Source organism: Streptococcus parasanguinis, assembly GCF_009717775.1.
Classification (GTDB): Bacteria; Bacillota; Bacilli; order Lactobacillales; family Streptococcaceae; genus Streptococcus; species Streptococcus parasanguinis_AG.
Map to the genome: position 1 here is coordinate 387,764 of NZ_WMZF01000001.1, position 13,674 is coordinate 401,437.

The 13,674-nt window shown below is 41.6% G+C and carries 13 protein-coding genes and 3 tRNA genes; 12 read left to right on the forward strand and 4 right to left on the reverse strand.

What is annotated here, in order from left to right; translation table 11 throughout:
- The first annotated feature begins 135 nt into the window (after nt 1-135).
- The 8 genes from parC (at nt 136) to GMC92_RS02030 (ending at nt 6,651) form a co-directional block, all read left to right on the forward strand.
- On the forward strand, nt 136-2,589 hold the full coding sequence (gene parC / locus GMC92_RS01990) for a DNA topoisomerase IV subunit A (protein WP_155199561.1): 2,454 nt from the start codon (nt 136-138) through the stop codon (nt 2,587-2,589).
- A 175-nt stretch (nt 2,590-2,764) separates the two neighbouring features.
- A complete protein-coding gene (locus tag GMC92_RS01995) occupies nt 2,765-3,787 on the forward strand; it encodes a branched-chain amino acid aminotransferase (protein ID WP_155199562.1) in 1,023 nt (340 codons plus the stop codon).
- A 235-nt stretch (nt 3,788-4,022) separates the two neighbouring features.
- A complete protein-coding gene (locus GMC92_RS02000) occupies nt 4,023-4,253 on the forward strand; it encodes a DUF2969 domain-containing protein (protein ID WP_021153135.1) in 231 nt (76 codons plus the stop codon).
- Between the two features lie 52 nt (nt 4,254-4,305).
- Nucleotides 4,306-4,386, forward strand: a tRNA-Tyr gene (locus tag GMC92_RS02005).
- A gap of 49 nt (nt 4,387-4,435) precedes the next feature.
- A tRNA-Gln gene (locus GMC92_RS02010) sits at nt 4,436-4,507 on the forward strand.
- A gap of 168 nt (nt 4,508-4,675) precedes the next feature.
- Nucleotides 4,676-5,875 carry a 30S ribosomal protein S1 gene (gene rpsA / locus GMC92_RS02015; RefSeq protein ID WP_151191164.1) on the forward strand — a complete coding sequence of 400 codons (1,200 nt, stop codon included), beginning with the start codon at nt 4,676-4,678 and terminating at the stop codon, nt 5,873-5,875.
- Nucleotides 5,876-6,106: 231 nt separating this feature from the next.
- Nucleotides 6,107-6,178, forward strand: a tRNA-Arg gene (locus GMC92_RS02025).
- A 56-nt stretch (nt 6,179-6,234) separates the two neighbouring features.
- Nucleotides 6,235-6,651 carry an NUDIX hydrolase gene (locus GMC92_RS02030; protein WP_021153136.1) on the forward strand — a complete coding sequence of 139 codons (417 nt, stop codon included), beginning with the start codon at nt 6,235-6,237 and terminating at the stop codon, nt 6,649-6,651.
- A gap of 44 nt (nt 6,652-6,695) precedes the next feature.
- On the opposite strand, the gene GMC92_RS02035 is transcribed toward GMC92_RS02030, so the two are convergent.
- Nucleotides 6,696-7,682 carry an L-lactate dehydrogenase gene (locus GMC92_RS02035; RefSeq protein ID WP_021153137.1) on the reverse strand — a complete coding sequence of 329 codons (987 nt, stop codon included), beginning with the start codon at nt 7,680-7,682 and terminating at the stop codon, nt 6,696-6,698.
- A gap of 198 nt (nt 7,683-7,880) precedes the next feature.
- Between GMC92_RS02035 and gyrA the strand changes: the two genes are divergently transcribed.
- The 4 genes from gyrA to radC all read left to right on the forward strand — a co-directional run bounded on the left by gyrA (nt 7,881) and on the right by radC (nt 12,279).
- Complete coding sequence (gene gyrA / locus GMC92_RS02040) at nt 7,881-10,337, forward strand: DNA gyrase subunit A (RefSeq protein ID WP_021153138.1); 2,457 nt, start codon at nt 7,881-7,883, stop codon at nt 10,335-10,337.
- Nucleotides 10,338-10,350: 13 nt separating this feature from the next.
- Nucleotides 10,351-11,094, forward strand: coding sequence for a class A sortase (locus tag GMC92_RS02045; RefSeq protein ID WP_049474900.1), 744 nt, complete (start codon nt 10,351-10,353; stop codon nt 11,092-11,094).
- A 168-nt stretch (nt 11,095-11,262) separates the two neighbouring features.
- Entirely contained in the window at nt 11,263-11,541 is a 279-nt protein-coding gene (locus tag GMC92_RS02050) for a porphobilinogen deaminase (protein WP_270298342.1), read from the forward strand.
- 54 nt (nt 11,542-11,595) lie between these two features.
- Nucleotides 11,596-12,279 carry a RadC family protein gene (radC, locus tag GMC92_RS02055; RefSeq protein WP_070846282.1) on the forward strand — a complete coding sequence of 228 codons (684 nt, stop codon included), beginning with the start codon at nt 11,596-11,598 and terminating at the stop codon, nt 12,277-12,279.
- 52 nt (nt 12,280-12,331) lie between these two features.
- Here radC and GMC92_RS02060 read toward each other — a convergent pair whose 3' ends face one another.
- The 3 genes from GMC92_RS02060 to GMC92_RS02070 form a co-directional block, all read right to left on the reverse strand.
- On the reverse strand, nt 12,332-12,979 hold the full coding sequence (locus GMC92_RS02060; protein WP_049506210.1) for a redox-sensing transcriptional repressor Rex: 648 nt from the start codon (nt 12,977-12,979) through the stop codon (nt 12,332-12,334).
- A 130-nt stretch (nt 12,980-13,109) separates the two neighbouring features.
- Nucleotides 13,110-13,325, reverse strand: a complete 216-nt coding sequence (locus tag GMC92_RS02065; protein WP_003015144.1) for a DUF4649 family protein — start codon at nt 13,323-13,325, stop codon at nt 13,110-13,112.
- A gap of 1 nt (nt 13,326) precedes the next feature.
- Nucleotides 13,327-13,674, reverse strand: a complete 348-nt coding sequence (locus GMC92_RS02070; RefSeq protein ID WP_003015156.1) for a DUF1831 domain-containing protein — start codon at nt 13,672-13,674, stop codon at nt 13,327-13,329.

Here is a 13,674-nt window from a genome sequence, read left to right on the forward strand (position 1 = left end):
ACTTGGTGTAACTGAATTCCTCTATATATAAAAGACTACTCAACATTCTTTGAAAGGAGTTGAACACGCCCTGAGTGCTGTGTAAAAAAGATAAATTTCTTATTTTCACTTTGTATTTTACGGGCTTTGTATCTTATGTCTAATATTCAAAATATGTCCTTGGAGGACATCATGGGGGAGCGCTTTGGTCGCTACTCCAAATACATTATTCAAGAACGGGCTCTTCCTGATATTCGGGATGGCTTGAAACCTGTTCAACGGCGGATTCTTTATTCTATGAATAAGGATGGCAATACCCATGACAAGGGCTACCGCAAGTCTGCCAAGTCTGTCGGAAATATCATGGGGAATTTCCACCCTCACGGGGACAGTTCCATCTACGATGCCATGGTCCGCATGTCTCAGGACTGGAAGAACCGTGAGATTTTAGTTGAAATGCACGGAAACAATGGTTCCATGGATGGGGATCCACCAGCGGCTATGCGTTATACCGAGGCGCGCTTGTCTGAAATTGCGGGTTATCTTTTGCAAGATATCGAAAAGAATACAGTGCCATTTGCCTGGAACTTTGACGATACAGAAAAAGAGCCAACGGTTTTGCCTGCCGCTTTTCCAAATCTCTTGGTCAATGGGGCAACAGGGATTTCGGCTGGTTACGCGACTGATATTCCACCACATAACCTTGCTGAAGTCATTGATGCCGTGGTCTACATGATCGACCATCCATCTGCCAAGGTAGACAAACTCATGGAGTTTTTACCTGGACCTGATTTCCCAACTGGTGCCATTATCCAGGGACGGGATGAGATCAAGAAAGCCTATGAAACTGGTAAGGGCCGGGTGGTTGTCCGCTCTAAAACAGAGATCGAGCAGCTCAAAGGCGGTAAGCAGCAAATCGTTGTCACCGAAATCCCTTATGAGATTAACAAGGCTGTTTTGGTCAAGAAGATCGACGATGTCCGTGTTAACAACAAGGTGGCTGGTATCGCAGAAGTTCGGGATGAGTCTGACCGAGATGGTCTTCGCATTGCGATTGAGTTGAAGAAAGATGCCAATGCAGATTTGATCTTGAACTACTTGTTCAAGTATACGGATTTGCAGGTCAACTACAACTTCAATATGGTGGCAATTGACAACTACACACCACGTCAGGTGGGGATTGTACCGATTCTCTCTAGCTACATTGCACACCGTCGGGATATCATTGTCGCTCGCTCGCGCTTTGATAAGGAAAAGGCAGAACGACGCCTCCATATCGTAGAGGGCTTGATACGCGTCATTTCTATCCTTGATGAAGTCATTGCCTTGATCCGAGCTTCTGATAATAAGGCAGATGCTAAGGAAAACCTCAAGGTCAGCTACGATTTCACGGAAGAACAAGCAGAAGCTATTGTTACCTTGCAATTGTACCGCTTGACCAATACCGATATCGTGACCTTGGAAGAAGAGCATGCCAGTCTCAAGGAGCAAATCGCGACCTTGGCAGCCATCATTGGGGACGAACGGACCATGTTCAATCTCATGAAGAAGGAATTGCGTGAAGTCAAGAAGCTCTTTGGTAATCCGCGTCGTAGTGAATTGCAAGACACTGCTAAAACGATTGAGATTGATACAGCCAGTCTCATTGTTGAAGAGGAAACCTTCGTCAGCGTAACCCGTGCTGGATATATCAAACGAACCTCGCCTCGTTCTTTCAATGCCTCAACACTGGAAGAAGTCGGTAAGCGAGACGATGATGAGTTGATTTTTGTAGAGCCTGCTAAGACCACTCAGCACCTCTTACTCTTTACCAACTTGGGGAATGCCATTTATCGACCAATTCACGAATTGACAGATACCAAGTGGAAGGATATCGGAGAGCACCTCAGTCAGACCTTGACCAATTTCGAGCAAGAGGAAGAAATTCTCTTTGCGGAGATTGTAGATCAGTTTGAAGGAGTGACTTATTTTGCAGCAACTCAACAAGGACAAATCAAGCGCTTTGAACGCAAGGAATTAAGCCCATGGCGGACTTATCGTTCTAAATCGACTAAGTATGCTAAGCTAAAAGATCAAGACGACCGTATCGTAGCAGTTTCACCAGTTGTCCTTGAAGATATCATGATCATTACTAAAAATGGTTATGGGTTGCGCTTCAATATTGAAGAGGTCCCTGTCGTAGGAGCCAAAGCAGCAGGAGTCAAAGCGATTAACCTCAAAGACGGAGATCAAGTCGCTGCCGCCTTTAAGTCAACGACGCCAAGCATGTACATTCTGACCCAGCGAGGCAGTCTCAAACGGATGTTACAAGACGATATTCCTGTGACCAGTCGGGCTAAACGTGGCCTACAGGTCTTGCGTGAGTTGAAAAATAAACCCCACCGCGTCTTCAAGGCAGGTCCAGTCTTCACTGACCAGGGAGATTTTGATCTCTTTACGAGCCAAGAAGAAGTGGCAGAACAAGATCAAATTCTTCAGATCACTTCTACAACAGGTCAGGTAACAGAAGTTGATTTAACACAATTAAGCATTTCTGAAAGAACAAGCAATGGATCCTTTGTCAACGATACCATTTCGGATCAAGAAGTTTTTTCAGCTACCATCAAATAAAAGAAAGCGTCGGTCCATTTTAGGACTGACTTTCTTTGAAAATAAATTTTCTGAAAATTGAAAATTTCGCTTGAAATTCTCATGAAATGGTGTACAATAGTGTACATAGATTGAGAAACTGAATCGACCTGCATCAGATCGACAAGGAATAGAAAAAATTAAAAGGAGCACTATCATGACAGTATCACTTGATTGGGAAAACCTTGGCTTTTCATATATGAAATTACCTTATCGCTATTTGGCACATTATCGCAATGGAGCTTGGGAAAAAGGGGAATTGACAGAAGATGCGACTTTGCATTTGTCCGAATCTTCTCCAAGTTTGCATTACGGTCAGCAAGCCTTTGAAGGGTTGAAAGCCTACCGTACAAAAGATGGAAGCGTCCAATTGTTCCGTCCAGATGAAAATGCTAAACGCTTGCAACGCACGGCTGATCGGTTGCTGATGCCTCAAGTTCCAACGGATATGTTTGTGGATGCTTGTAAGGCAGTTGTAAAAGCAAATGAAGAGTATGTACCACCGTATGGTACAGGAGCTACCCTTTACCTTCGTCCTCTTTTGATCGGTGTTGGAGATATTATTGGCGTAAAACCTGCAGATGAGTATATCTTTACCATCTTTGCAATGCCTGTCGGTAACTACTTTAAAGGTGGTTTGGTCCCAACGAACTTCTTGATTCAAGATGAGTATGACCGTGCTGCACCACATGGTACAGGGGCTGCAAAAGTTGGTGGGAACTATGCAGCAAGTATGTTGCCAGGTAAGATTGCGCATGATCGTAACTTCTCTGACGTGATTTATCTCGATCCAGCGACTCACACCAAGATTGAAGAAGTTGGTTCTGCAAACTTCTTTGGTATCACTGCTAATAACGAATTTGTGACACCATTGAGTCCGTCTATTTTGCCATCTATCACCAAGTACTCTTTGCTTTACTTGGCAGAACACCGTCTTGGTATGACACCAATTGAAGGGGATGTCTTTATCAATGACTTGGATCGCTTTGTAGAAGCAGGAGCTTGTGGTACCGCTGCTGTCATCTCTCCGATCGGAGGCGTTCAACATGGGGATGACTTCCATGTCTTCTATTCTGAAACAGAAGTAGGTCCTGTCACACGGAAGCTTTATGACGAGTTGACCGGTATCCAATTTGGTGATGTCGAAGCACCAGAAGGATGGATTTTCAAAGTCGATTAAACCGAAAGCGTCTGTAACAAAGTGGCCAGACTTCAATGAGAACGAGTCTTAACGAAAAGACGCAGTAGCTAATGTTTCACTTCATTCGCTTTTAGGAATAGAAGAGTGCCGAATGACTCTTGCGGGGGTGGGATAAAGAAGGAATTTCTAACTAAATTCTTTCTGACCCACTCCCTTTTCTCTTGCGTCATCAAGAGAATTTTTGTAAAATAGAAAAAGTGAAAAGAGGGTTGAAATGAGTAAAAAAGATAAGAAAATTGAGATTCAAATCGTTGATAGTAAAGTAACCGTCGGAAAAGACACTTTTGATGGTTTCACTTTGTCCATTGGAAAGAAAACGATTGGTGAAATTGCAGACATGGGTGGGCAATTTGCCATTATCAAAAATGGAAATGTGGATTCTCTTTACAAAAAACTTGAAAAAGCCGTTGAAATTTTGATAGAAAATTATAATTTGAATAAATAAGGGCTTGCAATCATAATAAATCAATGGTATAATAGATCCTGTTGATTTATATGGAGAGATAGCGAAGAGGCTAAACGCGGCGGACTGTAAATCCGCTCCTTCGGGTTCGGGGGTTCGAATCCCTCTCTCTCCATTAGCGTTCATTGTGACGATGATAAAGTGACAGATGTCAGCGCTCTTTTTGGGGTATAGCCAAGCGGTAAGGCAAGGGACTTTGACTCCCTCATGCGTTGGTTCGAATCCAGCTACCCCAGTTCTTAGGTAATATCAGATAAGTGATAAAATATCTATCCAGGTATTTTATTTCTTTATAGGATGAGTCGTTAAAGATTGTAGTTGATCTCATTGCGAGTGCTTGCTTAGGAAAAATAATTATAAGTATGTCAAGTTTTAGAAAACTTGATTGTTGGAGGATTTTTTAGATGAATGAATTTGAAGATTTGCTAAACAGTGTTAGCCAAGTTGAACCAGGTGACGTTGTTACTGCTGAAGTATTGACAGTTGACGCGAACCAAGCTAACGTTGCAATCGCTGGAACTGGTGTCGAAGGTGTCTTGACTCTTCGCGAATTGACAAACGATCGTGATGCTGACATCAACGACTTGGTAAAACCAGGTGAAACACTTGAATTGCTTGTTCTTCGTCAAGTAGTTGGTAAAGATACTGATACAGTAACTTACCTTGTATCTAAAAAACGTTTGGAAGCTCGCAAAGCATGGGACAAATTGGTCGGACGTGAAGAAGAAGTTGTTACTGTTAAAGGAACTCGCGCTGTTAAGGGCGGACTTTCAGTAGAATTTGAAGGACTTCGTGGATTTATTCCAGCTTCAATGCTTGATACTCGTTTTGTACGTAACACTGAACGTTTCGTAGGTCAAGAATTTGATGCTAAAATCAAAGAAGTAGATCCAAAAGAAAACCGCTTTATCCTTTCACGTCGTGAAGTTGTTGAAGCTGAATCAGCTGCAGCACGAGCAGAAGTATTTGGTAAATTGAACGTTGGTGATGTCGTAACTGGTAAAGTTGCACGTATCACAAGCTTCGGTGCTTTCATCGACCTTGGTGGTGTTGATGGATTGGTTCACTTGACAGAATTGTCACACGAACGCAACGTATCACCTAAATCAGTTGTAACTGTTGGTGAAGAAATCCAAGTGAAAGTTCTTGACTTGAACGAAGAAGAAGGTCGTGTATCACTTTCATTGAAAGCTACAACACCTGGACCTTGGGATGGCGTTGAACAAAAATTGGCTGCTGGTGATGTTATCGAAGGAACTGTTAAACGTTTGACTGACTTCGGTGCATTCGTTGAAGTATTGCCAGGTATCGACGGACTTGTACACATCTCACAAATTTCACACAAACGTGTTGAAAATCCAAAAGATGTTCTTAAAGTTGGACAAGAAGTAACTGTTAAAGTTCTTGAAGTAAATGCTGCAGATGAACGTGTATCACTTTCTATCAAAGCTCTTGAAGAACGTCCAGCTCAAGAGGAAGGCGAAAAACAAGAAAAACGTCAATCTCGTCCACGTCGTCCAAAACAAGAAAAACGTGACTTTGATCTTCCAGAAACTCAAACTGGATTCTCAATGGCTGACTTGTTTGGCGATATCGAATTGTAATATTCAAAAGAGGCTGGGACAAAAGTCCTAGCCTCTCAATTGTTTTTAGATTGTCGAGCAAGACGCAGGGGTTGAGTGGCCTCTACTACGCTGATTTCATCAGCTTTTACAGCCTTACTCAACTGTGCGGAGGTGGGACGACGAAATCGAATTCTAACGAATTACCGATTTCTGTCCCACTCTCTTTTTTACTTGTAAAATCCTTGAGAATTTGATATACTATAACAGTTGCCACCCTTAGTGTAATGGATATCACGTAAGATTCCGGTTCTTGAGATGGGGGTTCGATTCCCTCAGGGTGGATGATTCATAACGAGGCTCCTCGGAGTCTTTTTTGCTCTTTCTTGGAGGAACATGCAATGACAGTAAAATTAATCGCCCATACCTTGATTGAGAAAGACGGGAAGTATCTGCTTATCAAACGCTCGAAAATAAAGCGAGGTCTCCCTAATGTCTATCCATCTTATTGGGATATTCCAGGTGGAAGTGTAGAAGAGAATGAATTGCCCAGAGAGGCTGCTCTACGTGAGGCTATGGAGGAGGTTAATCAAAAGCTTCGGATTAATAAGATTATCCACGAAGATAGTCAATTTGATGCCAGCAAAGATACTGTCTTTACACGCCTAGTTTATGCTGGCGAGATTTTGGAAGAGCGTGATTTTATATTAGATCCAGAAGAGCATACAGACTTTAAATGGATTTCTTCTTTGAAAGACATAGAGAGCAATCTCGTTGTGCCTTATTTGCTTGAAATCCTTGCTGACAAATCCAAATAAAGCAGCTAAAAAACATCCCCTTTTAATAAGGAGATGTTTTTTTCTTAGTTTTTAGAAGCTTCTTGGAATTCAGGGTTTTTCCATGCTTCATCAATGATTGCTTGCAATTCATCAGCAGAAGCTTTCATTTTTTGTTGTTCTGCATCGTTCAATGGGATGTTCACTGGACGTACAATACCGTGTGCACCTACGATGGCAGGTTGACCGATAAAGACGTTGCTAACACCATATTGACCTTCTTGGAATACAGAAAGTGGAAGTACTGCATTTTCATCATCAAGGATTGCTTTAGTGATACGAGCAAGGGCAACAGCGATACCGTAGTATGTAGCACCTTTTTTGTTGATGATGGTGTAAGCAGCATCACGAACACCTTCGAACAATTCGATCAATTCAGTTTCTTGAACGTTTTGAGTGTCTTTAAGGAATTCTTCAAGGTTTACACCAGCGATGTTAGCGTGTGACCATACAGCGAATTCTGAGTCTCCATGTTCACCCATGATGTAGGCGTGCACTGAACGAGCATCAACGTCCAATTTTTCAGCAAGTGCTTGACGGAAACGAGCTGAGTCAAGAGAAGTACCAGAACCGATAACGCGTTCTTTAGGGAATCCTGAGAATTTCCATGTAGAGTATGTCAAAACGTCAACTGGGTTAGCAGCTACAAGGAAGATACCGTTAAATCCTGATTCAATAACTTGTGTTACGATTGATTTGTTAATGGCAAGGTTTTTACCAACAAGATCAAGGCGAGTTTCACCTGGTTTTTGAGGAGCACCTGCAGTAATTACAACAAGGTCAGCATCCGCACAGTCAGCGTACTCAGCCGCATAGATCTTCTTAGGTGAAGTGAAGGCAAGGGCGTGGCTAAGGTCAAGCGCATCTCCGACAGCTTTTTCGTGCAATTGAGGAATTTCGATAATTCCAAGCTCTTGTGCAATTCCTTGGTTGACAAGTGCAAATGCATAAGATGAACCTACGGCACCGTCACCGACAAGGATAACTTTTTTGTGTTGTTTAGTCAAATCCATGAGTCTAAACGTCTCCTTCATTTTTTTTTGAGATAGATTCTCATACGACTTCATTCTACCACTTTTGAAAGTCTTTGTCATCTGAAACAGTATGAATCCTTGATGTAAACGTTTTTACGTTTGTGTTCCTAAGAAGAAAAATAGGCTAAAATGTGTTATAATAGTATGGTGAATTAAGTAAAGAGAGGCATTTTTTGAATGCAGGATAATAATCTAATTGATGTGAATTTAACATCAGAAATGAAGACGAGTTTTATCGATTATGCGATGAGTGTTATCGTAGCTCGTGCCCTACCTGATGTTCGGGATGGTTTAAAACCCGTTCACCGTCGTATTTTGTATGGTATGAATGAATTGGGTGTTACGCCAGATAAACCACATAAGAAGTCAGCCCGTATCACAGGGGATGTTATGGGTAAATACCACCCACACGGGGATTCCTCTATTTATGAAGCCATGGTTCGGATGGCGCAATGGTGGAGCTATCGCTATATGCTAGTGGACGGCCATGGGAACTTTGGTTCTATGGACGGAGATGGGGCCGCTGCGCAACGGTATACCGAAGCCCGTATGAGCAAGATCGCACTTGAGATGTTGCGGGATATCAATAAGAATACAGTTGATTTTGCAGATAACTATGATGCCAGTGAGCGGGAGCCCATGGTGCTACCAGCACGCTTCCCTAACCTTCTTGTGAATGGAGCTACAGGGATTGCTGTAGGTATGGCTACCAATATTCCACCTCATAATCTCGGTGAAACAATAGATGCCGTCAAATTGATGATGGACAATCCTGAAGTGACCACTCGTGAACTCATGGAAGTGCTGCCTGGTCCAGATTTTCCAACCGGAGCCTTGGTCATGGGGAAATCAGGTATTCATAAGGCCTATGAAACAGGGAAAGGTTCAATTGTTCTTCGCTCTCGTACAGAGATTGAAGTGACCAAGAGTGGTCGTGAACGGATTGTCGTTACCGAGTTCCCTTATATGGTCAACAAAACCAAGGTTCACGAACATATCGTTCGCTTGGTGCAAGAAAAACGGATCGAAGGGATTACAGCTGTACGTGATGAGTCTAACCGTGAAGGGGTTCGATTTGTGATCGAGGTTCGTAGGGATGCTTCGGCTAATGTCATTTTGAACAACCTATTTAAGATGACGCAAATGCAAACCAACTTTGGCTTCAATATGTTGGCGATTCAAAACGGTGTTCCAAAGATCCTTTCTCTTCGTCAAATTTTAGGTGCGTATATCGAGCACCAAACAGAAGTGGTGACTCGCCGGACCATCTTTGATAAAGAAAAAGCTGAAGCTCGTGCCCATATTTTAGAAGGCTTGCTTATTGCTTTGGATCACATTGATGAAGTAATCCGAATCATCCGCAATAGCCAGACAGACGCTGAAGCACAAGCTGAGTTGATGTCGAAGTTCAAGCTCTCTGAACGTCAAAGTCAAGCCATTTTGGACATGCGTCTTCGTCGTTTGACCGGTTTGGAACGAGACAAGATCCAGAGTGAATATGACGACTTGGTTGCCCTGATTGCTGATTTGGCTGATATTTTGGCTAAACCAGAGCGTGTGGCGACTATCATCAAGGAAGAATTAGAAGAAGTCAAACGCAAGTTTGGCGATGCTCGTCGAACTGAGTTGATGGTAGGGGAAGTTCTTTCTCTTGAAGATGAGGACTTGATTGAAGAAACAGATGTCTTAATTACCCTTTCTAATAAAGGATACATCAAACGTTTGGACCAAGCTGAATTTACTGCACAAAAACGTGGTGGACGTGGGGTCCAAGGAACCGGTGTGAAGGACGATGACTTTGTTCGTGAATTGGTTTCTACGAGCACCCATGATCATTTGCTCTTCTTTACCAATAAGGGGCGTGTCTATCGTCTAAAAGGCTATGAGATTCCAGAATATGGACGGACAGCTAAGGGATTGCCAATTGTCAACCTCCTAAAATTGGACGAAGGTGAATCGATTCAAACCATTATCAATGTGGAGCAAGATCGCAGTGATGAGTCTTATCTCTTCTTTACGACGCGACAAGGTGTAGTCAAGCGCACTAACGTAGCAGAATTTTCAAATATCCGTCAGAACGGTCTGAAAGCTCTGAACCTACGGGACGAGGATGAATTGATCAATGTCTTCCTTACAGATGGCAATACTGACGTCATTATCGGTACCAAATATGGATATTCAGTCCGCTTTAATGAGGCAGTAGTTCGGAATATGGGACGTTCTGCTACAGGTGTACGTGGTGTGAATCTCCGTGATGGAGACAAGGTTGTTGGGGCAAGTGTTATTACCGACCAGGACGAAGTATTGGTCATTACTGAAAAAGGGTATGGTAAGCGGACGATAGCTGGCGAATACCCAACCAAGGGCCGTGGTGGTAAAGGAATCAAAACAGCCAATATTACAGAGAAAAATGGTCCCTTAGCTGGTCTTTTAACCGTTAAAGGGGATGAAGATCTGATGATCATTACCGATACCGGAGTTATGATCCGGACAGGTGTGGCTGACATTTCTCAAACGGGTCGTTCGACTCAGGGTGTGAAAGTCATGAGACTGGATCAGGATGCGAAAATTGTGACCTTTACAACTGTACAACCTGATGAAAAAGATGAAGAAGTAGTGGAAGAAAACGAATAGATAAGGGGACAGCATGTCACGCAAAAGAAAAAAGAAAAAGAGTTTACGCAATACTCTTATCAACATCGTTGCAACACTTTTGATTATTCTCTCGCTTCTCTTAATTTTCAATGCTCCGATCCGCAATATGATCATGGTTTGGCATACCAACCAATACCAGGTTAGCAAGGTCGATAAAAAGACTATTGATAAAAACAAAGAAGTGAAGACGAGCTTTGATTTCAAACATGTCCAGTCACTCTCGACGGAAGCAGTCATCAATGCCCAATGGCAGGCTCAAAAACTACCAGTAATTGGGGGGATTTCGATTCCTGAATTAAACATGAACCTTCCGATCTTTAAGGGACTTGAAAATGTAGCCCTTTACTACGGAGCAGGGACCATGAAGGAAAACCAAGTCATGGGGCAAGGCAATTATTCTCTAGCTAGTCACCATGTATTTGGCCTAACTGGAGCAAATGCCATGTTATTCTCACCGTTAGAGAAAGCCAAGGCAGGAATGAAGATCTACATCACGGACAAAGAAAAAATCTATACTTATGTCATCTCGTCTGTTGAGACAGTGACTCCAGACCGTGTAGATGTTATTCAAGATCGTGAAGGCGTCAATGAGATCACCTTGGTGACCTGTGAGGATGCTGCAGCGACTTACCGTACGATTGTAAAAGGGAATTTGGAAACATCTGTTGACTATGACAAGGCTCCAAAAGACATCCTGGATTCATTCAGCAAGTCTTATAATCAAATGCAACTTTAAAAAATAAAGCCCGAGACAGAAATGTCTGGGCTTTTTCTATGTAGGAAGCTAGGAGAAATTCTTGTAAAATTGTAAGAGATTGGTAATATAATGTAAGGAACTTGTCATAATATTGAGGGAAATTCAGTATATAATAGAGGAGAAAGAGTATGATAAGGAGGTAGAATAGTGACAAAAGAGCGAATTTTTCATCTCTTGCATCATTTCTATAATCTCTTAGTAAATGATTTTCCACGAAATGGTTTAATTACGAAAGGAATCTACGAAGTAGAGCAGGTCTACCAAGCTTTAGAGGCCATTCCTCAGAGCCAGGAGTACTTGATTCGCTGTGAAATTCAACAGTTTTTAAAGGAGCTTGAACAAGTTCAAACAGGTTATCAGATTCGCTTTAATAAAGATGAAGTCTTAGTGTTAGATGACTTGAAACAAGAAATCGCCTGTAAATAATGAAAGGTTGTCGTTTTCTTCATTTATTACGAATTAATAAGTGAGGAGGAAATTATGTACGACATATCATTTATTGAACCATCTTTGCTTCCTAGAGAACGTTTGGTTTCTGAAGGGGTAGATAAGCTGAGTCATCAAGAATTGTTATCCATTCTCTTACGGACAGGCAATAAGCAAAAAAGCGTTTATGAGATTGCACAAGGTCTCTTGAGTTCGGTTAATAGTTTAAAGGAGTTAAGTCAATTAACCCTAGAGGAGCTACAGGAAATATCTGGCATTGGCCGGGTGAAGGCCATCGAACTTCAGGCTGTGATTGAGTTTGGACGAAGGATTCATAAAGATGAATTAATGAGTTCTGAACAGATCATGAGCAGCCAGAAATTGGCCCATAAAATACAACAGGAAATCGGCCATAAGAAACAGGAGCACCTAGTTGCCCTCTATTTAAATACGCAGAATGAAATTATTCATCAACAGACCATTTTTATTGGAACCGTGAATAGAAGTATTGCGGAGCCACGTGAAATCCTGCATTATGCCCTAAAACACATGGCAACCTCCATTATCTTGGCTCACAATCATCCATCTGGTGCTGTGTTCCCCAGTAAAAATGATGATGAAGTCACTCAGCGAGTCTTAGAGGCCTGTGAAGTAATGGGGTTGACCCTATTGGATCATTTGATTGTATCCGAAGAAAACTACTATAGTTATCGAGAAGAAACGGATTATTTGGTATAAAAAAGGTTGGAACCTTCTTGTTCCAACCTTTTTGTTGTTGAAGTATAAGTCTTTATTCTTCGTTTTTACGCATAAAATAAAGAAGTGTTTGCAATTCACTAGTAAGATCGACATATTGGACAACAACCTCTTTAGGAACTGTCAGATGGACTGGAGAAAAGCTTAGAATTCCTTTGACACCAGCATCTACTAAAAGACTAGCAACTTCTTGAGCCTTAACACTTGGAACAGTTAGAATGGCTGTTTGAATGCCTTCTTTTTTGAGATTCTCTTTGATCGTAGAAATCCCATAAATGGGGATCCCATCCTTACTTTTGGTATTAATCAGTTCATGATCATCTACATCAAAAGCCATGACAATTTTCATTTTATTTCGCTCATGGAAACGGTAATTAAGAAGGGCGCTTCCCATATTTCCGATCCCAACAATAGCGACATTAGTAATAGCATTGTCATTTAAAAGATCTGCAAAGAAGTTCATCAGTTTTTTTACATCATAACCAAATCCACGTCTTCCCAATTCACCAAAATAAGAAAAATCTCTGCGAACAGTAGCAGAGTCAATCCCAATTGCATCCGCAATTTGCTTGGAATTGGCGCGCTCTATTTTTTCAGAGTTAAAGCGTTTAAAAATGCGGTAGTAGAGCGATAAGCGTTTTGCTGTTGCGCGTGGAATTGGAGTATTTTTATCATGTTTCACAATATCACAACCTTTCCCTCTTATTGTATAGGAAGATTGTGAAAAAATCAACTATCTTGAACGGTTTTTCAAAAATATTTTTGTCTAAAGAAAAAGCTGATGGTGATGGGAGAGTTCCATCAGCATCAGCTTAGTTTTCAGCTTGCTCTACCTTTTTCAAAAAAGCATAGAGCCCATCGACTCTCCCCTTATAGGGGAGTTTTTCACCCTTGTATTCAATGGAAACAATTGAGTAAGAGTCAGGCAGGGTTACACAGCCTGAAAATGCTAGGATGCAGGCTGCAAGGTCGGGATAAGTAGTCATTCGTTCTACTTGGTAAGCGTCGATATAAGTTAGGGTTACCATATTAGACCTCTGTTTTGTTGAAAATTTCTCTTTCGACAAGACTATCCATTAGGAAATAAAATTTTTGTTGGATAATGTCATTTTCTGGATTTTTAAAGATATTCACCAGACGAAGTCCAGACTTATCTGTAATATTGATTTTAAAACCTGTGAGGTCTTTGTTGAAGATAATTTTAAGCAAGAAGCCTTCACCGCTATTTGGAACAGCTTCGAGCAAACGATTTAACTCGTAATTTCCAACTTTTGTAACAGCAAATGTATTGTCACGTAAGGTATATTTTTTAACATTTGGGTGTAGACTATAGGTATATTTGCAGTCTTTCAATGAAACACTTGTTTCAAAAGCCAT